Source organism: Paenibacillus sp. ALJ109b, assembly GCF_010747435.1.
Lineage (GTDB): Bacteria > Bacillota > Bacilli > Paenibacillales > Paenibacillaceae > Paenibacillus > Paenibacillus taichungensis.
In genome coordinates, this window is sequence record NZ_JAAIFP010000004.1 from 222,438 (window position 1) to 243,835 (window position 21,398).

General features: G+C 46.8%; 22 protein-coding genes. 6 read left to right on the forward strand and 16 right to left on the reverse strand.

What is annotated here, in order from left to right:
- Positions 1-61 precede the first annotated feature (61 nt).
- From poxB to G3352_RS04140, 8 genes are all read right to left on the reverse strand, one after another.
- Entirely contained in the window at positions 62-1,789 is a 1,728-nt protein-coding gene (gene poxB / locus G3352_RS04105) for a ubiquinone-dependent pyruvate dehydrogenase (RefSeq protein ID WP_163754068.1), read from the reverse strand.
- 225 nt (positions 1,790-2,014) lie between these two features.
- A complete protein-coding gene (locus tag G3352_RS04110; protein WP_163754071.1) occupies positions 2,015-2,776 on the reverse strand; it encodes an SDR family NAD(P)-dependent oxidoreductase in 762 nt (253 codons plus the stop codon).
- A 158-nt stretch (positions 2,777-2,934) separates the two neighbouring features.
- A complete protein-coding gene (locus G3352_RS04115) occupies positions 2,935-3,240 on the reverse strand; it encodes a Dabb family protein (RefSeq protein ID WP_163754074.1) in 306 nt (101 codons plus the stop codon).
- Positions 3,241-3,455: 215 nt separating this feature from the next.
- A complete protein-coding gene (locus G3352_RS04120) occupies positions 3,456-3,704 on the reverse strand; it encodes a type B 50S ribosomal protein L31 (RefSeq protein WP_062319704.1) in 249 nt (82 codons plus the stop codon).
- Positions 3,705-3,848: 144 nt separating this feature from the next.
- Positions 3,849-4,097: an HPr family phosphocarrier protein gene (locus tag G3352_RS04125; protein WP_079696156.1), complete on the reverse strand. Its 249-nt coding sequence runs from the start codon at positions 4,095-4,097 to the stop codon at positions 3,849-3,851.
- 184 nt (positions 4,098-4,281) lie between these two features.
- Positions 4,282-5,349 carry an NAD(P)-dependent alcohol dehydrogenase gene (locus tag G3352_RS04130; RefSeq protein WP_163754078.1) on the reverse strand — a complete coding sequence of 356 codons (1,068 nt, stop codon included), beginning with the start codon at positions 5,347-5,349 and terminating at the stop codon, positions 4,282-4,284.
- A gap of 143 nt (positions 5,350-5,492) precedes the next feature.
- Positions 5,493-7,643: an alpha-glucuronidase family glycosyl hydrolase gene (locus tag G3352_RS04135; RefSeq protein ID WP_163754082.1), complete on the reverse strand. Its 2,151-nt coding sequence runs from the start codon at positions 7,641-7,643 to the stop codon at positions 5,493-5,495.
- Complete coding sequence (locus G3352_RS04140) at positions 7,640-9,865, reverse strand: glycoside hydrolase family 52 protein (RefSeq protein ID WP_163754085.1); 2,226 nt, start codon at positions 9,863-9,865, stop codon at positions 7,640-7,642. The genes G3352_RS04135 and G3352_RS04140 overlap by 4 nt, the downstream gene beginning before the upstream one ends.
- A gap of 178 nt (positions 9,866-10,043) precedes the next feature.
- Here G3352_RS04140 and G3352_RS04145 point away from each other — a divergent pair, with 178 nt between their 5' ends.
- Positions 10,044-10,955: a helix-turn-helix domain-containing protein gene (locus G3352_RS04145; protein ID WP_163754087.1), complete on the forward strand. Its 912-nt coding sequence runs from the start codon at positions 10,044-10,046 to the stop codon at positions 10,953-10,955.
- Positions 10,956-11,020: 65 nt separating this feature from the next.
- Here G3352_RS04145 and G3352_RS04150 read toward each other — a convergent pair whose 3' ends face one another.
- Both G3352_RS04150 and G3352_RS04155 read right to left on the reverse strand, forming a co-directional pair.
- On the reverse strand, positions 11,021-12,412 hold the full coding sequence (locus tag G3352_RS04150; RefSeq protein ID WP_163754760.1) for an aldehyde dehydrogenase: 1,392 nt from the start codon (positions 12,410-12,412) through the stop codon (positions 11,021-11,023).
- A 98-nt stretch (positions 12,413-12,510) separates the two neighbouring features.
- The gene (locus G3352_RS04155; protein ID WP_076288684.1) at positions 12,511-12,813 is read right to left on the reverse strand and encodes an ArsR/SmtB family transcription factor; all 303 of its coding nucleotides are present in this window, start codon (positions 12,811-12,813) and stop codon (positions 12,511-12,513) included.
- A 196-nt stretch (positions 12,814-13,009) separates the two neighbouring features.
- Between G3352_RS04155 and G3352_RS04160 the strand changes: the two genes are divergently transcribed.
- From G3352_RS04160 to G3352_RS04180, 5 genes are all read left to right on the forward strand, one after another.
- A complete protein-coding gene (locus G3352_RS04160) occupies positions 13,010-13,741 on the forward strand; it encodes a GntR family transcriptional regulator (RefSeq protein ID WP_163754090.1) in 732 nt (243 codons plus the stop codon).
- A 47-nt stretch (positions 13,742-13,788) separates the two neighbouring features.
- Positions 13,789-14,856, forward strand: coding sequence for a mannonate dehydratase (gene uxuA / locus G3352_RS04165; RefSeq protein WP_063563883.1), 1,068 nt, complete (start codon positions 13,789-13,791; stop codon positions 14,854-14,856).
- Positions 14,853-15,716 carry an SDR family oxidoreductase gene (locus G3352_RS04170; RefSeq protein ID WP_163754094.1) on the forward strand — a complete coding sequence of 288 codons (864 nt, stop codon included), beginning with the start codon at positions 14,853-14,855 and terminating at the stop codon, positions 15,714-15,716. The genes uxuA and G3352_RS04170 overlap by 4 nt, the downstream gene beginning before the upstream one ends.
- Positions 15,717-15,948: 232 nt before the next feature.
- Positions 15,949-16,677 (forward strand): DUF421 domain-containing protein, encoded by a 729-nt coding sequence (locus G3352_RS04175; RefSeq protein WP_163754096.1) that lies wholly within the window; start codon positions 15,949-15,951, stop codon positions 16,675-16,677.
- A gap of 23 nt (positions 16,678-16,700) precedes the next feature.
- Positions 16,701-17,072 carry a DUF4363 family protein gene (locus G3352_RS04180; RefSeq protein ID WP_163754099.1) on the forward strand — a complete coding sequence of 124 codons (372 nt, stop codon included), beginning with the start codon at positions 16,701-16,703 and terminating at the stop codon, positions 17,070-17,072.
- A 58-nt stretch (positions 17,073-17,130) separates the two neighbouring features.
- On the opposite strand, the gene G3352_RS04185 is transcribed toward G3352_RS04180, so the two are convergent.
- The 6 genes from G3352_RS04185 to rpmG form a co-directional block, all read right to left on the reverse strand.
- Positions 17,131-17,838: a M50 family metallopeptidase gene (locus G3352_RS04185; protein ID WP_076288681.1), complete on the reverse strand. Its 708-nt coding sequence runs from the start codon at positions 17,836-17,838 to the stop codon at positions 17,131-17,133.
- Between the two features lie 47 nt (positions 17,839-17,885).
- Positions 17,886-18,362: a hypothetical protein gene (locus G3352_RS04190; protein ID WP_163754103.1), complete on the reverse strand. Its 477-nt coding sequence runs from the start codon at positions 18,360-18,362 to the stop codon at positions 17,886-17,888.
- Between the two features lie 201 nt (positions 18,363-18,563).
- Complete coding sequence (locus G3352_RS04195; protein WP_163754106.1) at positions 18,564-19,643, reverse strand: metal ABC transporter substrate-binding protein; 1,080 nt, start codon at positions 19,641-19,643, stop codon at positions 18,564-18,566.
- Entirely contained in the window at positions 19,630-20,523 is an 894-nt protein-coding gene (locus tag G3352_RS04200) for a metal ABC transporter permease (protein ID WP_163754109.1), read from the reverse strand. The genes G3352_RS04195 and G3352_RS04200 overlap by 14 nt, the downstream gene beginning before the upstream one ends.
- Entirely contained in the window at positions 20,469-21,176 is a 708-nt protein-coding gene (locus G3352_RS04205) for a metal ABC transporter ATP-binding protein (protein WP_090898292.1), read from the reverse strand. The genes G3352_RS04200 and G3352_RS04205 overlap by 55 nt, the downstream gene beginning before the upstream one ends.
- A 48-nt stretch (positions 21,177-21,224) precedes the next feature.
- Positions 21,225-21,374: a 50S ribosomal protein L33 gene (rpmG, locus tag G3352_RS04210; RefSeq protein WP_024631975.1), complete on the reverse strand. Its 150-nt coding sequence runs from the start codon at positions 21,372-21,374 to the stop codon at positions 21,225-21,227.
- Between the last annotated feature and the right edge of the window lie 24 nt (positions 21,375-21,398).

A 21,398-nucleotide genomic window follows, 5' to 3' on the forward strand; every position in this document is an offset into this window, starting at 1 on the left:
CATATACATTGTCAGATCGACGGATGAACAAAGTGCGATAATGCTAAGGAAAACCTAATACTTATCTTAGCAAATTGGTTTTGGCCAGCTCGATCAGCTCATCGCCACGTCCATTCAGCACCGCCTTCATCATCCATAAGGTGAAGCCTTCGGCCTGTTTTATATTAATCTTCGGAGGCAGGGACAGCTCCTGACGGTTCACCACAACATCAATCAGAACAGGGCCATCATGCTGCAATGCCCGCTCTACAGCCCCTTCCAGATCAGCCGGATCTTCAACCCGTATCCCCTCCAGGCCCATCGCTTGAGCTACCATCGCAAAGTTGGGATTTACAAGCTCGGTACCGGATTCAAGCAATCCGGCAGCTTTCATCTCCAGTTCAACAAAACTGAGTGCACCATTGTTAAACACGACAACTTTAATCGGGAGATTATGCTGTTTAAGCGTCAGAAGATCACCCATCAGCATGGCAATGCCGCCATCACCGGACAAAGAAATTACTTGTCTTCCCGGATCAGACACCTGCGCTCCAATTGCCTGTGGAAGAGCATTCGCCATAGTGCCATGACTGAATGAACCTAACAGTCGGCGATTGCGACTCATTTCAATATAACGAGCCGCCCATACCGTAGGTGTACCTACATCGCAGGTGAAGATTGCATTTTCTGCTGCAGCATCGCTGATAACCTTGGTTAGATACTGTGGATGAATTGGTGTTTTTCCGGGTTTACCTACGGCAAGCTCATCCAATTCTTTGCGAACTTTCTCGTAACGTTCCACACTTTTATGCAAATGTTTGTCGCTATGCTCTTCCGTGAGATAAGGTAATAATGTTTCAATGGTGGCCTTTATGTCTCCACACACTCCATAATCGAGCTTTGTACGGCGACCAAGGTGTGAAGACTGAATATCCACTTGAAGTACAACCGCATCGTCCGGGAAGAATTGACGGTACGGAAAATCTGTTCCCAGCATCAGGAGCACATCACAGTCCATCATGGCATGATAACCGGAGGAATACCCGATTAATCCCGTGAGGCCCACCGAATACGGGTTATCGTATTCCAGGTATTCCTTGCCTCGCAAAGCAATAACCATCGGGGATTTCAAGCGATCACAGAGCTGCATCAGAGGTTCACGCGCACCGGCGCAGCCTGCACCACACAGCAACGTGATTTTTTTGCCTTGATTCAGGAATTCCGCCAGTTTCCGCAGTTCAGGTTCGGATGGATGTACAACAGGCTGTGTCGCATGATATACATGCTCTGGCACAGGCAGGTCGGCCGCTTCTAAAGCCGCTACATCACCCGGCAGTATAATAACGGAAACGCCTGAACGCGCCACTGCGGTCTGCATAGCCATCGTAAAGGAACGCGGCATCTGTTTGGCTGTTGTGATCACTTCACAATAATGACTACATTCCTGAAACAAATACTCTGGATGAGTCGCCTGAAAATACTCACTCCCAATCTCATCACTTGGAATATGAGCAGCGATGGCAAGTACCGGTACACGGTTCCGATGACAGTCATACAGACCGTTAATCAAGTGCATGTTTCCCGGTCCGCTGCTGCCCGCACATACGGCGATACTTCCGCTCACTTGGGCATCTGCCCCGGCCGCAAAAGCAGCCACTTCCTCATGGCGGACATGAATCCATTCAATTTTACCCGAACGACGGATGGAATCGAGTACCGCATTCAAGGAGTCTCCAACGATACCATAGATGCGTTTGACGCCTGCGTTCAATAGTGCTTCGACCAGAACGTCTGCAATTGTTTTTTTCATGACAGGTCGGTCTCCTTTATTCGCTTATTTTGAGTTATGTTTCCACCGCGTTAAACTACCTATTCTTTTACCCCAATCTTTTGAAATTAGAAACAAAATCATATGTATTTATAGATATATACAAAAATCCGCTTGTCATGGACTGACAAACGGATCATGGGTTGTTATGGCTTAAAAAGCGGTTCATTGCATGTTTAGTAATTCATTCACATCCATAAATTAATATTAAATGGCAGGCATCACATTGCCACCACTGACTGGGATATAAGCTCCTGTAATAAACGAGGACAGGTCGGATGCCAGAAATGCTACCGCATTGGCAATTTCCTGATCTTCTCCCCTACGTTTCAACGGAACAGTTTGAATATAACCCTCATCATGCCCCGATTCACTGCTGCGGTCGCGCTCACTGATCGTCCATCCAGGCGCAACCTGGTTGACCGTAATCTGATATTCGCCTACCTCTTTTGCCAGCACACGGTACAAACCATCCATGCCGCGTTTTCCCGCTGTATATGCAGACTGGGTAGCAAAATTTTGCATCGCACATTCCGTATTGATACCAATGAATCGACCAGCTCTGGCTTCTTTCATATAAGGGATGAATGCTTTGGCAAGATACACACTCTGCATCACACATGATTCGAACTGGCTTATATAATCATCCGGTGATTGTTCCAGCACCGTTGTCCAGGCATATTGGATGACCGCATTGGCAACCACGATATCCACATCGCCGAGGCTGGACTGAATTTCATCCCGCAACCGAAATGCCGTATCCTGCTTCGTAATATCGCCCTGAACAATGAACGTTTTTCGACCGATGGCTTCAATCTCAGCTTGTAGCTCTTTAGCCTTCGTTTCATTATTTATGTAATGTAGCGCGAGATCAGCACCACAGTCTGCCAACGTACGAGCGATGACCCTTCCCAATTGACCGGTTGCGCCTGTCACCAGTGCCGTTTTACCTGTAAGATCCAATTTCATAGGGAAAAGTCCCCTCCTTTGAGCCACATGTGTAAACACGAAATTTAGTGATGAAGAAAGAAGGATTTCAAAATGATTTAACCCTCATTAATCAAACTAGAAAACGCTTTCGAAGTTCATGTTATCTTCTGTTTGGTTCAATGAGATTCATCATTTCATTACTTCCCGTGCTGAATGAGATCGATTTCCTGGAAGCGACTAACTTCTTTTTCCCACCGTTCTTCCACATATTTGCGGTGAACCGGATGATCATTGTATGTATCATATGCAGCCTGGTTGGCGAACACCATTGAAAAACTATAGTCAAATTCATTTTTTTCGCTTACCTGACGCAGGATCTGGAATTGCTCTACACCGGGGATATTCGCCAGTGCATCCGCACTCTCTTTCAAAAATGCCTCTGCTTCGGGTGTATCTTTACCCGCGTAAAGTGTAAACGTTACCATATGATTGATGCTGCTCATCTCTATTTCCTCCTCCAATATGTCTGATTCTGTTTTCTAGTGTACATCCGAATGTGTTGTAAGCGCAATAATTGGTTGAATTAATTTTAGAGGAAATGAATATGTATGAGTATTAGAATTACTTTTACTCTGAATTACATGGGTTTACTAATCGGTATGCAAACAAAAAAAACCTCAGGATTAATCCCGAGGTTTTCTTGTAATGGTTGGACAACCTATTTGATGTTGTATTTACGGTTAAATTTATCAACACGACCACCGATGTCCACGTTTCTTTGTTTACCAGTGAAGAATGGGTGGGATGCGGAGCTAGTGTCCACACGGATTACTGGGTATGTGTTACCATCTTCCCATTCCATTGTTTCGTTCGAGAATTTAGTCGAAGAACTCAGGAATTTGTAATCAGCACTTGCATCGAAGAAAATTACTGTTTGTGTCTTTGGATGGATATCAGCTTTTGGCATAATCTATTTACACTCCTTTAATATGGGTACTTCTTAGAATAGAACTAAATTTTATTATACTCTTTTTTTGGACGAAGTACCAGTCGGAATTGAAGAAACGATAAATATTTTACAATTCACTGTGATTTGTACAGGTTTCAGAGTTCAAGTTAAGCCCTTCTCCAGCACATTTAGCATATATTCCAACGCTTCAAGTTCATCTCTTCCCCGTGTCTGTAATCTCACCACACTGCCATGTCGAATGGGAAGAAGCGCCATACCAAGCAAGCTTTTGACATCTACACGATGCTCATGATTCGCATCCATAAATGACAATGAAATATCCGATGCAAAACGCGACGCTTGAGAAGAAACAGACATCAGATCATCCCGGTGGAAATCAGAGTGAATCATAAATTCATGTGTTCTCACTACCTTCAGTTCCTTTCGCTAGATGCTATTTAACCCATTTGGTGTGTATAATTTTATATATTAAAATCTTCAAGCATTATACCACGTTATGGAAGCTTGTTTAATCCTTTTATGGCGAAAAATACAAAAAAGAAACCCTAAACATCAGGGCTCCTTTGAAATAGATTCATTTTCCGTTCGGATACACCATTACTTTGAGACTGCCGCTCTTGTTGTGCAATGCCCGTTCCATAGCCTGCTGCGTCTCCTCAAGCGAATAACGATCAGTAATCAGGGACATCACATCATGCTGACCTGTACTCAGAAATTCAATTCCCGCCGGATACGTATTGGCGTAACGGAAGATTCCGTATATATCCACCTCGTTGTCCGCGATAAAAGGAACATTCAGTGCAATTTCGTCCTGTGCGGGCAGTCCTACAATAGCAAGCTTGCCTCCTCGCCGGAGCGAATATAATGCAGACTGAAGTGCCTTCGGATTCCCCGCAGTTTCCCAAGCTGTATCTACACCGACGCCGTTCGTTAACTCACGGATCACCGCCTGTGCATCCTCGTTCCGTACATTAATGGTATGGGTGGCGCCCATACGACGAGCAGCCTCCAACCGTACTTCCTCCAGATCGGTGACGATGATGTGTTCTACGCCAAACGATTTAGCCGCTGCAACAGCCATCAATCCAACAGGTCCCATGCCCATAATGGCAAGTGTGGTGCCAGGAGCCAGTTTACTGCGTCGTGCAGCATGAATGCCAACCGAGAAAGGTTCGTTCATGGCTGCCTCTTCAAAAGACAGATGATCCGGGATCGGGAAAACCATATCCTCCCGAATGGTCATGTACTGTACAAATGCCCCATCTACCGGAGGCGTCGCTAGAAATTGCACATCGGGACATAGATTATAACGACCTTCTTTGCATGCCGTGCATCGTCCGCAGGTTACCCCGGGCTCAATGGCTACCCGATCTCCTTCTTTCAGCCGTGATACTCTTGAACCTACAGCCGCTACGATACCTGCACATTCATGTCCAAGTATAATCGGTTTCTCAACTACAAATCGGCCAATTCTACCATGTTCAAAATAATGCACATCCGATCCGCAAACGCCAACGGCCATCACCTGAATGAGCACCTCGTCTTCAGCCGGCTGTGGTACAGCCTGTTCTTCAATGATGATGTGCCCCGGCTCTGTCATGACAGCAGCCTTCATGGTCTCTGGTAATTGATGATGTCCCATATTTTCCCTCCTTCTCATGTATGCCAACGTTGTTCTTTCCTCCGAAGGTGATAGAGGTGAACGCTCGGCTTCGTCAGATTTGCTCTGGCCTCTCTGTTACCCTGTAAATGTTTAGTTCAACTTATATCACTCTCGTATCCAAATTAATATATCGTTCTTCCTTGTTCATCTGCAATACCACTTTTGCGATAGAAGTACGTATTGATCATGTCTCGCCATTCCTTCGCGTGCTCCGCCTGCCCTGCCTGTAACGCAGAGACTTTATCAAATACAGTAGGATCAACCTTGCCTTCCAGCTGTCTCCAGGTCTGTGCTAATGCTTCCGCCTGCTCTGCTCCATCAAAATGTGTATCATAAATGTGCTGAATGACCGTTTTGCCAGAATGCAGAACATGCGTATACGGGACATGGTGGAAAAATAACAGCAGCTCATCCGGACAGGAGTCTACGGATTCATATCTTTCGGCATTTTCGCGGTGGTATTGCGATGTATATCCCGTTCCACTGCTCACAGTCCGGTCCACACCAATGCCATCACAATCGGCAAAATGATACGTACCCCACTTGGAATATTCATAGCCATCCACATTAGGCCCATAATGGTGCTCCGGATTAACCATCCAGCCTACACCGAGTGGTGCTGTATAACTTTCATAGATATCCAATGAATTCAAAAGCATGCCAGAGATTAGACGAACGACCTCTTCGTCATGTCCGAATGTAAGTCTGACCCACTCCTCCGCGATCTCTTCCGATGACAGTTCCGGATTCCAGGCAAGTCTTCCATATCCATATAGATTCGCCTGAGCGAGCGGATGTCCTGTCCAGCAAGCATCTGCACCGATATTGGATACTGCGGCAAAGCCGCTGTAGGGTCTATTGTACAGAGAACCGTCAGCAATGCGTTTGATTTCAGAACCTGGCCCCTTGGCAAACGTATCAAAATCCAATACTTCTTTCCACTGTGGAATCAGATAACAGAGATGCCGCTGCTGGCCCGTATACTCCTGCGTAATCTGGAATTCCAATACCTGATTTGTGTTCTCCATTGCACCAAACAGCGGAGATACGGCCTCGCGAACCTGAAAGTCCATCGGCCCATTCTTGATCTGCAAAATGACGTTATCCGCAAATCGGCCATCCAGTGGTTTGAAGTGATCATATGCCGCCCGTGCGCGATCCGTGGAGCGGTCACGCCAGTCTTGTTTGCAGTTATAGACGAAGCAGCGCCATATTACCAGTCCACCAAACGGGCGAAGTGCTTCGGCCAGCATATTCGCTCCATCCGCATGATCACGGTTATACGTAAAAGGTCCAGGCCGATTTTCCGAATCCGCTTTGATCAGATAGCCGCCAAAATCCGGGATTGCCGCATACACCTTGGCTGTCTGAATGTTCCACCATTCACGAACCTGTTCATCCAGCGGATCTGCCGTAAGCAATCCACCAATCTCTATTGGACTAGCGTAGTTGGCGCTAAGGAACAATCGGATGCCGTATGCCCTGAATTGGGCAGCAACCTTCGCAACATCACCCAGGAAACGTTCCGTCAGGAACAGGCTCTCACGCTGATGCACGTTTACGTTATTGATGGAAATGGCATTAATGCCTGTAGAAGCAAGCAATCTGGCATAATCTCGAATACGTCCAAGATCACGAGTGAATTCTCCATTGTCATAGAAAATGGATTTTCCAGCATAACCACGCTCGATGCTGCCGTCCACATTATCCCACTGATTGATCATGCGTAATGCATTAATGGGCTGCTCAGAGATATAGCTTAATCTTCCCGCAGCAGGATGCACATCGTTTGAATTTTCTTGCTCCAGAACAAGCTCCCTTAATAGATGAAAAGTACCATATAGAACACCCTGAGGGGTTTCAGAACCAATATACAGCCTGCCCCGTTCCTTATCTTCGCGGATAATATAACCTTCTCCTTGCACGGTAGAACGTTCCGTATCGCTGAAGGCCTGAACCACGGGTACTGAGCCCGCCCATGTGCCAAGCCAGATTCCTTTTGCTTCCTGGTGGGCTGAATCCGACTTACTCACCTGACTGGCAGTTTCCTGATTAACTTTCGCTTTGGTGCCAAACAGCATATCCAGTCCCTGAGTCAGTTCGGCTGTTGCTGTTGATATGATTTCGTGACTTTCCGTCACCAACACGTTATGACTCCAGACAGGGGCTGCCTTTTTGGCGACTCCTTTTACTGCAGATTGACTTTGAAGATATCCAAGCCACGCATCGTATTGCGGGCCGGAAATATTGGATTGAACGGTTGTGTTGCTCATTGTACAGCCTCCTTGCTGGCATAGATCTGCTCCAGACGATTACCTTTGCCTTCGAGCAGCCATAGAATTGATGTTACTCCGCGCGGGTAATACTTGCTTCCGACCGCTACACCTGCCAGGATCTGGTCACTCCAGCACCAGTAAGATTCCTCTGGATGCAGCAGCCAGTTTACATGAGCTGCGTCAGAAGCCTTGCCTGTTTTATCCCATTCCACGCCCAGCAGTTCTCGTGCGATGAACTGGGATAGATATATTTTGCTGAGCCATGAGTTATTGCTCGTAGAGGACAGTTTCCAGCCTCCATCTTCAAACAGGCATGTACCAGGGACAAGAACCGTTTTAAAGTGGGTTAGGAGCGCTTGCAGATAAGGACCGAAACGGCCATTTACATCCAGCGCGCCTTCACAGCCGGTAAAGTATGGGAACACCAAGCCTTCAATGGCTGGAATGATACGGGAATCATTATTTTCGGCGATAACTGCCGGAATGTAGCCACCGTCGGTTAACTGGGCTGCGATACTGGCTGCACAGCGATCCGCCTGACGTCCTGCATGATGAGACAGTTCAGTCAGCTTCTCTGCAGCGAACAGCTTCTCCAGTGCTACATAGACGGCCCAGCATTTGCCTGCCAGATAGATGTTGTTGCGGGATTGTCCAAGTGACACATCCAGGCTGTCGTATGTGGTAATCTCAGCTCCACCTTTGGTACGACTGCTATCCAGTCCCATTAGGCCATTACGTTGTTGTTCATCCGGATGATCCCGGTTTAACATGCTTTCGAAGCAATCCCGAATGACGGGCAGCATCTCTTTAACAAATTCCCGATCCTGCGTCTGTTCAATATATACAGTTGCACAGCAGAGCCAGTTGACCAGTTCCTCGTGACTCATTTGTGAGAAGCAGTCATCAATACCCACCAGTTCGTATGCCGAGTGTCCCGGACGTGAGAATACATTGGCTACGCCGATATCATGTGTGAAAGTAATGCCGCCCGGATATTCCTTCTCTTCGCCCGGGAACCGCACTTGATCCGTATAACTGTAACGTTTCACAAACCACTCCAACTCGTTACGCACGGTCCAAGGATTCAAGGCAAGTTCAAAATACAACTGATCTGCGGTCAGGTCGAGTGTGTTCATCATCCGGTATTCGCCTTCATTTACGATCCAGAACGGCTCTCCATCCGCATCGAGCAGTTGTGTACTTGCATAATAGCTGTGAATGGAATGGGCGAGCATAAATGACTGATCTTCACTCAAAGCAGCTACACCGAGACGCTGCTCAACTTCCTTACAGGAAGCAGTTAGCTCGTTGAAACGGTTAAGCGCGTATTTTCCGGCTTCCAGGATATCTGCAAAATAACGAGTATACCAATAGGTCGTGTCCATACCCGAAGTAACGATTCCGCCGCGATAAAAACAGACGCCAAATTGGTACGTACGCTTCTCTCCTGCGGGAACGTCCATCAACAACGCAGCTGTTTCGCCGAGTCCGAACGCGAGATTCTCACGATGTTTCTCCTGCAATATCTTTTCCAGTGTAAATCCGCGTGCAGGCCATAGTCCCTCATCCGCAGATAAAATGGCGGTTAGGCGACCTTGTCCAACTCCGGTTAATGCCCCACCCTCAGGGCCTCCGATGATACGCATGGCTGAGTAAGGATCATTACCTTGGTAGCCAAAATATGCTTTACGCGGCTGCCGTCCTTGCGTGTTATCAATTGTCATCTCCACCAGCACCGCAGGCACAAGCGCATCCATTAATGCTTCACGATCGCCACTCAGCGGTTCGGGTACAGGACGCACAGGTGAGTAGATACGGAAAGTCAGATCACCTGCCGTCCAAGTATCTGTTCCCGAAGTAAACTCGCGCGTAATCTCTTCATCGCGGAATGCTGAAATTAGCGGGCGTGTTCCCTGTGCTGCCGCTGGTGTGCTCAATCCATTTTCAGTCGAGGCCGAAGACACCTGATCTGAATCCGAATTGTCCACTTTCTCTACATCATATCGAACGCTTGCATCTTCAACGGCTTCAAAAAATGGTAAAGCTTCGTAGTTCTCACTGTCGCGAGATTGTAAACCGATATATACGTTCTGATCTGCTGGCTTGCCAAGCTCCAGGCCTAGTCCGCCTTTGGCTCCTTTGTATCCAAGCGTAAAGCTGGCAAAAGCCCCGATCGGTGAGTGATGGGCATTATAAAAGATGGATTTGGATGTGCTCATGAACCATGACCCCTCTCAAAATGGTTTGCATACGTTTTTATTAGCCCCATCCTACCATGGGCATTCCACCGTAGACCATGGTCAAATCAATCGGATATTTACCCAAATCAAGCTGATAGACTATAATATAATAAAGCGGTTACATCTGTTTCTATACTTTTTATCAAGGGGGTCTTCCATGTCTTCCACCTATTTGCCTCCCGCTTTGGGAGAGAGTGTACATGAAGTATTTTACCCGGATGTACAAACAACGGTGAATTTGTTCGCTATACATTTGCGAAGTGTCGGTGCCGATTGGGATTATCCAGCCCACGAACATCCACAATATGAGCTGAATTATGTAACGGAAGGCGAACAATACATGACCGTGGACGGCAAGCTGTATATTCAAAAGGCTGGCGAATTACTCCTGATTCCTCCAGGAAGCATTCATTCCAGCCTGAGCCATAACGGCAAGGGGTTTACGTATTTTTGCATGCATTTTGATATCGATGATCAGTTATTTCTCTCTTTGCTTGCACGAATCAAGCAGGTTTTGTTCGATGCAGACAGTCCGGTTACCCGTCAGATCGAACCTGTCCTTCGCAAATTAATGTCTTCTGCGGATAACCGGGCGGCGAGTACGATGGTACAGCGCATGCAGCTTCAATCTGCGGTATTTGAGTTGTTCGGCCATTTATGGGAGGCTGTCTCTCAGGAAGCCGCTCAATTGTTCACGGACGGATATGAGAAGATCGAACTGGCCCATCAAATTCGTAATCGGCTGCAAGGACTGGTGAGTCAGCAATTTAAGCAGGGACGTGAGTCCGACAGCCATTATGGCATTGATGATATTGCTGCAGAGCTGGGCATCAGTTCCTCACATTGTAACCGTGTATTTCGGCAGGTATATGGTCAGTCTCCGCGTGTATATTTATCTGAAATGGTTCTGCATGAAGCCAAAGTTCTGCTGGGTAACCCCAAGCTGTCGGTTCAGAACATCGCTGCCATGTTAGGTTACAAGGATATTGCCCATTTCAGTCGTCAATTCAAGCGCTGGTCAGGGATATCACCCACACGCTATAGACTGGAACAGCCTGCTCCCGAATGAGCTTCATCCATTGAACACCATTCCAGTATGGTATTTAATTTGCTTACGATTAAACGTCAGTTATTTTATTTCAATAGACGTTTAATCGTCTTCAACTTGTTATCGTATGGCGGATATAAAATAGACAAGTTCAATCTGGTGCTCTTTTTGAGCACACTTTTCATATGAGAGAAGGTCTCCAGGCTATAACGCCCGTGATATGAACCAAGACCGGAATGTCCTACCCCTCCAAACGGCAGACGTGGGTTGGCAACGTGAGTAATCGTATCGTTAATGCATCCTCCTCCAAAAGAAACCTCTCGCATCACTTTATCTTGTAATTGTGTATCCGATGTAAAGAGATAGAGCGCCAGCGGTTTCGGCCGCTTCACAATACCTGCAATCGCCTCATCAATATGGGAATAACTGATAATCGGCAGAATCGGACCAAAAATTTCGTCTTCCATCGTTGCCGCTTCCCACGATTCAGCATCAATAAACGTCGGTTCAATAAAACGATCTTCCTCATCGGAGTGACCACCAAAGATGACATGAGCCTGATCACGTTCAATAAGGGTAGTGAGACGTTTGAAATGCGCCTGGTTGACGATTCTCCCATAGTCACGATTGTGCTGGATATCTGTTCCAAAGAACGACTCCACTGCTGCTTTCATTTCGGTAATTAACGAATCTTTCACCTGTTCATGCACAAGCAGATAATCCGGAGCGATGCAGGTCTGACCCGTATTGAGCAGCTTCCCCCATATAACACGCTGTGCAGCCACTTTGATATCTGCATGCTTATCCACGATGACCGGACTTTTACCGCCAAGCTCCAGCGTCACTGGAACGAGATTTTTGGCAGCGGCCTGCATGACGATTTTGCCAACGGGTACACTTCCTGTAAAAAAGATATAGTCAAAAGGCGCATTAATAAGCGCCGTGGTTGTATCTTTGGCTCCTTCGACCACGTGAACGTATGCTGGTTCGAATACCGAGCTAATCATCTCGCGAATAACAGCTGATACGGCTGGTGTGTTCTCTGATGCTTTGAGTACTGCCGTATTGCCAGCTGCCAATGCGCCAACCAGGGGTTCAATTAACAGCTGGAATGGATAGTTAAAAGGTCCAATAATCAATACCGCACCGTAAGGCTCAGGAATGATATAACTTTTGGACCCGATCAGCGCGAGTTGGGTTTTGACTTTGACCGGCTTGACCCATTTCTTCACTTGCCGAATGGTGTGCGTGATACTATCCAGCATGAATCCAATCTCTGTAGTGTACGATTCGAACTCACTTTTGCCCAAATCCTGATAGAGCGCCTCAGTAAGAAGGGACTCATACTTCTGAATCGCCTGTTTCAACCGGGTTAAATGTGTAATGCGAGACTCGGCCGAACGACTAGCCCCTGAGCGAAAAAACTGCCGTTGCTGCTGTAAAATTTCTTCGACTTCATGTTCGCTTAATTCCTGCATGACACTCATATAATACAACTCCTTTTCCGAGTTAATGATGATTCGTTTAAACATACGAACATATAGCCCACATGCCTAGGCATGTTAACAATTCCTGCCTATAAGCACTCTTCTTCCAACGCCCCAACCAGTTCCTTCAATAGTTCTACAGAGGACCTTAATGAAGCGGAATAATATCGCTGTGTACCTTTCTGTTCTACGGAGATGAGCCCTTTTTCAAGCAATAACTTGAGATGATGAGATATAGCAGGCCGTGACAGGTTGAACTGTTCTGTAATTTCATTCACTGTCATGCTGCCCTTCTCACTAAGAGCAAGTAAAATTGCCTGACGGTGATTGTCGCTAAGTACCTGGAATAAGGGGATGCAGGTTTGAAAAATAGATATCGCTTTTTGTCCCATAGTTTCACCTCTATATGTTCTACAGATATCACAATTGTCATGTCTGTTGGTTTAAACATTTGAACCTAATGACTATAGTTTACCCCAGCATCCCGCTAACAGCAAGCCATGTGAGCTAGATTTTAGAATAACTTATATAAAGCGCTTCCATACTACCATACAAGTATGGTAGTATATTCTTGAAGGAGTTGAGATTATGGAATTTCCCCCTAGGTCTTCGTCCAAAGCCGAATTATTATCGTCCTTAATAAACCCGTCTTCTCTGAACAAACAGGCATTCTCTTCTCGTGAGGCGGTCTATACGACGTTGAAGCAGCTGATTCTGAGTTTGAAGTTGCCTCCCGGTACCGCCATCTCGGAGAAAGAGATCTCGCTTGAGTTCAATGTAAGTCGGACCCCTGTTCGAGAAAGCTTTGTCCGATTAGCGCAGGAAGGTCTGCTGGAAGTCTATCCGCAGCGAGGTACCTATGTTTCTCTGATTCAGGTTGATCTCGTGGAGGAAGCACGTTTCATGCGTGAGCAGCTTGAGCGTGCCGTCATACGGCTCGCGTGTGTGCAATTTCCAGATGAACACATGAAAATATTGGAGCAGAACCTTGCACAGCAGCAGGAATGCATACTTGAACCGGATGATGAGCGAATGTTCGGATTGGATGAGGAATTCCATAGTACTCTCTTTGCAGGCTGTAACAAAAAAAACACCTGGTCCGTGATCCAGCATATGAACGTGCATCTGAACCGGAGCCGAATGCTCCGTCTGTCTTCGGATCATCATTGGGATCACTTGCTCGAACAGCATCGATCCATGGTTCAGGCGATACAACAGCACGATGCCCAAACGGCGGAGCACATGATGCAGGAACATCTGCATTTGACCGTTACGGATCTGGCTGTCCTGCGGGATACATACCCTTCCTATTTTCAATGATGATGGATCTACCTGTTCTTTAAACTAATCTTGATGAGGTGAATGTGATGAGAATGGTTTTTCGCTGGTTTGGAGAAGGCAATGATACCGTAACACTTGACCACATCCGGCAGATTCCCGGAGTCGAAGGCATTGTATGGGCGCTGCATGATGTTCCGGCAGGTGAGGAATGGCCCATGGACAAAATTCTGGCAGTCAAAGCTGCTGCCGATCAAGCCGGGTTACATCTGGATGTCGTTGAGAGTGTTAATATTCATGAAGACATCAAGCTCGGTCTGCCTACACGTGATCAATATATTGAAAATTACAAAAAAACGATGGAAAAACTCGCCCAGGTAGGCGTTAAAGTGATCTGTTACAACTTCATGCCTATCTTTGATTGGCTGCGTACCGATTTGCATAAGGAGATGGAAGATGGCTCTACCGCCCTCTTCTACGAGAACAGCAAAATCGCCGATATTGAACCGCTGGAATTGGTTCGACGCATTACTGAAAATTCCGCATTGACGATGCCTGGCTGGGAACCGGAACGATTGCAGTATTTAACAGGTCTGTTCGAAGCCTATAAGGATGTAACAGAGGAAGATATGTGGGAACACGCTCGTTATTTCCTGCAGGAGATCATTCCTACTGCTGAACGGTTAGGTATTCGAATGGCCATTCATCCGGATGATCCGCCTTGGCCAATCTTTGGACTGCCAAAGATTATTACGAGCCAAGACAATGTTCGCAGATATCTGAACTTGTATGATAGCCCTTACAATAGTGTAACGTTGTGCAGCGGCTCTCTTGGAGCCAATCCGAACAATGATATTATCGGTATGATCCACGAGTTCAAGGACCGTATTCCTTTTGCCCATATCCGTAATGTCAAAATCTACGATAATGGAGACTTTATCGAGACATCTCACCGCAGTCAGGATGGAAATGTCGATATTGCCGGTGTTGTGGAAGCCTATCACGATATTGGATTTGAAGGTTATGCACGACCGGACCATGGACGTCATCTCTGGGGAGAACAATGCAGACCAGGATATGGACTCTATGATCGGGCTCTCGGAATTATGTATCTGTGGGGCGTCTGGGACTCCCTGCAAAGGAGGTCAAAAGCATGAGTGACTTTGCCAAAGTAAGATCAAGCCGTCTGGAAGGTAGAGTAGCTGTAATTACTGGCGGAGCAGGTGTTCTATGTCGTTCTATGGCTGAAGAGCTCGCGCGACATGGCGCAAGTGTAGCCATTCTGAACCGTACCGTATCCAAAGGGGAAGAAGTCGTTGCAGCAATCGAGGCTACGGGTGGAAAAGCGATCGCTGTAGCTTGTGATGTGACCCAGGCCGATAGTGTAATAGCGGCAGCAGCTGTTGTTCAAGAGAAGCTTGGCCCTTGCGATATCCTTATTAACGGAGCGGGTGGCAACAATGCCAGTGCCAATACTACGAATGAAATTTTCAGACAGGAAGATTTGGAGCAGCCGGATATCACTACTTTTTTTGATGTAAGTGTCGAGGGATTTCGTCAGGTAATGGATCTGAATTTTGTCGGGTCCCTCATCCCTACCCAAATCTTCGCAAAACAAATGATTAAACGTGATGTTCCAGCTACTGTCATTAATATTTCGTCCATGAGTGCCCCTTCGCCCATGACCAAAGTTCCTGCGTACAGTGCAGCCAAAGCGGCGATTAACAATTTCACACAATGGCTTGCGGTACATCTGGCCGAATCGGGAATCCGGGTAAATGCCATTGCACCAGGATTCTTCTTGACTGAACAAAATCGTAATCTGCTGCTTAAGCCGGATGGCTCGCCGACCGAACGTTCAAGCAAAATCATTGCGCACACGCCAATGCGCCGCTTCGGCAAACCGGAAGATCTTCTAGGCACGCTGATGTGGCTGGCAGATGAACGTCAGTCCGGTTTTGTTACAGGTACGGTTATTCCTGTGGATGGTGGGTTTATGGCGTACTCGGGTGTATGACCTCTATTCTATTTTACTTTTACGTGGATTGACCGAATTAAAACTATGTATCGAATGAATAACCGAAGCCTGGAGCACTTAGCCAGGTTTCGGTTTTTTGCGTTCAAGAATAAGATTATTCAGCCTAGGAAAAGCTTGTTATAGACCACAAATATGCTGGGTGGAATTAAAGAATGACATCAAGCATTTCGTTTTCAATCTGTAAGACGAAGCGAAGGAAGGTGATACATACATGATGGAAGAAACTTGGGTTGTTGCTGTGCGATCGATTATCGCCTTTCTGACCCTGATCATCTATACCCGGGTACTGGGTAAACAACAAATGGGCAACTTGACGTATTTTGATTACATTAACGGCATTACGATCGGTTCCATCGCAGGTACATTTGCGACCGATCTATCCTCCAAGGCATGGATTCATTTTGTGGCCTTGACCATTTTCACCATTATCACGATTATCTTTCAGTATATTACGCTGAAAAATCGTACCATCTCCAAACTGATGGACTCTGACCCTACACTGATCATCCAGAACGGTAAAATCCTTGAACAGAACCTGCATAAAATGCGTGTAAAATTCGACGAATTGACCATGATGCTGCGGCAAAAAGATGTATTTGACATCACTACACTGGATTATGCCATTCTTGAACCGGACGGCAGTCTCTCAGTTGTGTTGAAACCCGAGAATCAACCTGTAACGGCCAAAGACATGCATATACATCCTCCTAAGAATAAGCTGATGACCGAGATTATCATTGACGGTTTGCTGATTAAGCAAAATCTGGAGGAACGAAACAAAGATACAAATTGGCTCAGCGAGCAGCTTAAGAAGCAAAAAGTGACGATACAGGATATTGCTTTTGCCGCCATACTGCCTAACGATAAATTGTATATTGATCTATTTAAGGATAAGATCACCGAAAAAATCGATATGGGCGATTATGAGGGGCCTTTCTAAATTTACATGAAGGAGGCGATTGAATGAAATCGCGTTTCTGGTTGCTGTATGTGCTTCCGATCTGCCTCATTCTTGTGTTCGTTGCGATAATGGCAAGCGGAGCCCTTCTCAAAAAGCCCTTTGGTGCTGATGATCGCTTGCTTGAATCTGTACAAACATTGCAGAAACAGGTTGAGGGCAAAAAATGGACTGAAGCCAAGTCCCAAATCGATTACGCGATGAAAGCCTGGGACAAGATCGTCAATCGCATACAGTTCAGTGTGGAGCGTGAGACGATTTACGATATTCTGGGTACCCTTGCGCGGATGAAGGGCGGTGTTGCCGCAGAGGATGATAAGGCGATCATGGAAGAAATTTATTACTTTTATGTGTTATGGGAAAATCTTGGAGATTGACCCCAATACACACAAAAAGGCACTCTCCTTTAATAAAAGGAAGTGCCTTCTCTGTTTTTTAAACATTACGCCCGCGTAATCCACGGGATTTTGACGTGCGGGCTGAGCTCTCTTTTCGGAAAAAGAGCGTAAGTGCCCCCTTCGCACACCACAGTGCAAACAGTGCAAATAACGTGCCCCAGAACAGCGCTGGTAGAAATGTCTGCTGAGCCAGATTGGCTGCATCCCCTGCCCGGGACGGCTGTGTCCAGGACATTAGCCCAACGTACATGGCACTAACTACGGACTCTTCCAGCGTAAGGAAAGCCAATAATAAATAATAGAATTTCGCGATTTTGGCACCAAAGATCATAATCACAACATTCAGCGCACTAAAGCCTGTAAGCCAGAGCATGCCGAATTCTCCCCTTACATAGAAGAGAAGCGACACAAGAGCTACACCCGTCATAATGCCGAGCCCCCACATGTGCCGTCCTTTCCGATAAAGATAGAATAGCAGCCAGGCAAAGAGAGACGCCGTGACATACCCCGCTAGGGAAACCAATATAGATCTGCCTGGTGTCAGCATAGATGAATATGTAACGCCGCTGTGATCAGCGTACAATTCAATGCGCAATACTTTGCCCGATAACAACAGTGTTACCAGCGCATGACCAAATTCGTGAATCATCGTATCCAGGTTACGGAACAATGAAGAAAATGGTATAAAGCGGGTCAGTAGCGCTGAACCCACCAGAAACAGTATGGTTTTGAGCCATTTATTCAATCGGGTCCTACCTCCCTTGCCTCCAAGTAAAAATGCCTATCACTGTACTACGTGGCTAGACTATAATCGTTTCGATCCATGAAATGTGCGGCGCAATATTGCATCCACCAGCAGAAACTCCGGTTATGACCTATGAAAAAAGAAGACAGATCATACCGACCCGTTCCTGTCTCCAGTGTAGCAAGCAATCTGCTCCGCATTTTCGACAGCGCAAAGTTCACAAATCGATCGGCTGCCTCGTTTTGTACAAGTGTAACATAGGCATAAAGAGAATGATCTATCGGTTCATCGAGTGGGCTTACACCAGCGCAAGAAAACTCGGTACGTACGCCCGCTCTGTGAAGCAAAGTCAAGGCAGCGACAAGTTCAGCATCCACTTCGACATCGTTCCAAATCTCCGTCCTCTTCGCTGCCACGGTCTGCTTCTCGCGTTCCGTCCACTGCATTAACTCGAGCTTACGTCTTCTCCATAGATGGGTAGGTTGCTGGCTTAACAGCACTTCCTGTTCTTCATGTAAATCCATAAGGCGTTTCCTCCCGTTCCCCGCATGATCTCCGTCACCTTGAACAACGAAAAGAGCACATCCCTGTGCTCTCTGCGTGGCCAAAGGCAAAGGAATGGCACAGCCATTCCTCAGCATGTTGTATTATTGTACCTTTTTCGATGACAGGCATCAAATGGGTTTTCTTTTTTCGTAAATTCAACTCGTTAGGAAGCACAAACGCTATTCATTCAGCGCCAGTTTCAGTGCCTCCAAATTCTGCCGCATTACGCCGATGTAATCCATTCCAGCTGCGATTTCCTCTTCCGTCAACCCTTCAATCGGGTTCAATACAGCTGTTTTGGCTCCTACTTCGTTGGCGATAGTCTCTGACACTTTGGATGAAACCAACGTTTCGAAGAAAATTGTCTTCACCTGATGCTCCTTGGCAAAATCAATAACGGATGCCATTTGCGCTGCGGAAGGCTCTTGTTCAGGAGACAGACCGGCAATCGGTACTTGCTGCAGACCATATTCCTGTGCAAGATAGCCGAATGCAGCATGCTGTGTGATGAAATCTTTACGTTTACTGTCTGCTACAGCTGCTTTGAAATCCTGATCCAGTGCCTCCAGTTTGGCAATGTAGGCATCGGCATTTTGCTTAAATTGATCCGCATGTTCAGGCGCAGCCTGTGCGAGTCCAGCCTCGATATTCCGTACTTCCTTCACGGCAAGTGCAGGTGACAGCCAAACGTGGGGATCAAGTCCACCGTGATCATGATCATGTGTATGTCCTTCTTCTGCTTCAGCGTCATGATCGTGATCATGCTCCTCTGTTGTGGCTTCATCCGCATGATCATGCGTGTCCGTTGTATCGCCATGATCGTGATCATGCTCATCTTCTTCCGATCCTTCCAGCAGATCAATCCCATGGCTTGCCTCTACTTGAATGAGTTTGGAGTTACTCAGACTATCCGTAACTTGATCGATCCAGGATTCCATTCCCGCCCCATTATAGACAAGCACATCCGCTTTTTCGATGCTCGCAATATCCTGTGGTGTCGGCTCCCAATCATGCGGCTCCATACCCGCAGGAACGAGTGTATGAACATTAGCCAGATCGCCCGCTACATTTTTGGTGAATTCGTACATTGGATAAAAGCTGACTTCAACGTTCAGTTTGGCTTCTTCAGTCTTTGCTGGTACCGGCGTGTTGGCCGAGCTGGTACTGGAATCGGAAGCGGACTGATTTTGTCCACAACCGGCTACGATAAGTGTAAGACTGAACAATAGAGCAAGAGCTGATTTTTTATTGAATTTCATGTGGCGTATTCTCCCTTGAATGTATGAATAGAGTTGCACGTTGTTGTTTTTTCTCTTTACGATGACGTTTACGGTTATATCGTCCAATCAGCTTTTGCGCTGATATTCCAATCAATAGAAAGACCAACAGGATAAGAGCAATCGTTCCTCCCGGTGGTGTGTTTAAATGGTAAGAGGTTGTTAGTCCGCTAAAGATACCGATTAATCCAGTGACGACTGCAATAAGGATCGCTGCTGCAAAGCTGCGTGACAATCTCAGTGCCAGGGCAGCGGGCAGTACGATTAAAGCAGACACAAGCAATACGCCAACAATCGGCATGGCTGAAGCAACAGTCATTCCTGTCAGGACAGCAAAGGCAAAGGATAAACCTTTAACCTGAATGCCTCCAATGGAAGCTGTCTCTTCATCAAACGTCAAATTGTACAGTGGCCTTCTGAGTACGATGAAAAAAATCAGTCCGATGACGCACACAGCCGCCATAATCCACAACTGCATATCACTAACTGCAACGATGGAACCGAACAGGTAAGAGCTGAATGTCTTGGACAGATTGGTTTTCAGACTCATGAGCACCACAGCAAGGGCCAGACCAGACGTCATAATGATCGCTACAGGTACTTCGCTATATGTCAGGTAATTTCGCCGGAGTTGTTCCACCAGCAATGCGCCGATAATCGCAATCGCAAATCCACAGATCACCGGATCAAGGTTCATCACAGAACCCAGGGCAACCCCTGCCAATGAAACATGGGACAATGTATCCGCCATTAGCACCTGCCGTCGCAGCATCAGGTAGACTCCTAAAATTGGAGCAATGACTCCGATCAGTCCGCCTGCCCAGAAAGCACGCTGCATGAATTCGTACTCAAACATTGCCATTCCTCACTTTCTTGCCGCTCCAGGGTAATCGTCCGGTCCAACCGGTTGCCCATCTCTTCTAATCCGTGGGTGACCATAATAATGGTCAGTCCATGAACGTCTGCATAATGGCGCATCAGATCATAGAACCCTTCACGGCTGCGCCGGTCCATGCCTGTAGTCGGCTCATCCAGCACGAGTACCTGCGGCTGGCCTGCCAAGGCTCTGGCAATGCAGATTCGCTGCTTTTGTCCACCAGACAGTTCGCCAACCCGGGCGTTGCGGTATTCCCACATGCCGACTTCCCGCAAGCTTCGTTCCACAATGGCTTCCTGCTCGGATGTAAATCTGCGGAACAAGCCGAGTTTGCGGTAACATCCGGATCGCACCAGTTCGATCACCGTACTTGGAAATCCACTGTTGAACGATGCTACCTGTTGGGGTACATATCCGATGTTCAGCTTACTGCCACGTACGGACTGTGCATTCATATGTACCGTGCCGCTCCAGGGCTGTAACAGCCCCAGCAGCAATTTCAGCATGGTTGTCTTCGCAGAACCATTCGGTCCTGTAATGCCGACAAACTCCCCCACATGGATATCCAGCGACAGTTGGTCAATGACTGGCTCTTTGCCGTATCCGAATACCACATCACGCATGGAAGATAGAATCATGGTTTTTCCTCTTTTCGTAATTATTACGATGTAAAAATGACAAAAAAATTATCTTGTTTCCCGGTGAATGGTCATCTTCTTCAATCGTGGTGAATACTTCTTCAATTCGATCCGTTCCGGATGATTACGCTTGTTCTTGGTTGTTGTATAGTTGCGATCTCCGCACTCGGTGCAGGCTAAGGTTACAATGACTCTCATGGAATGGCCTCCTTCGATTTATCT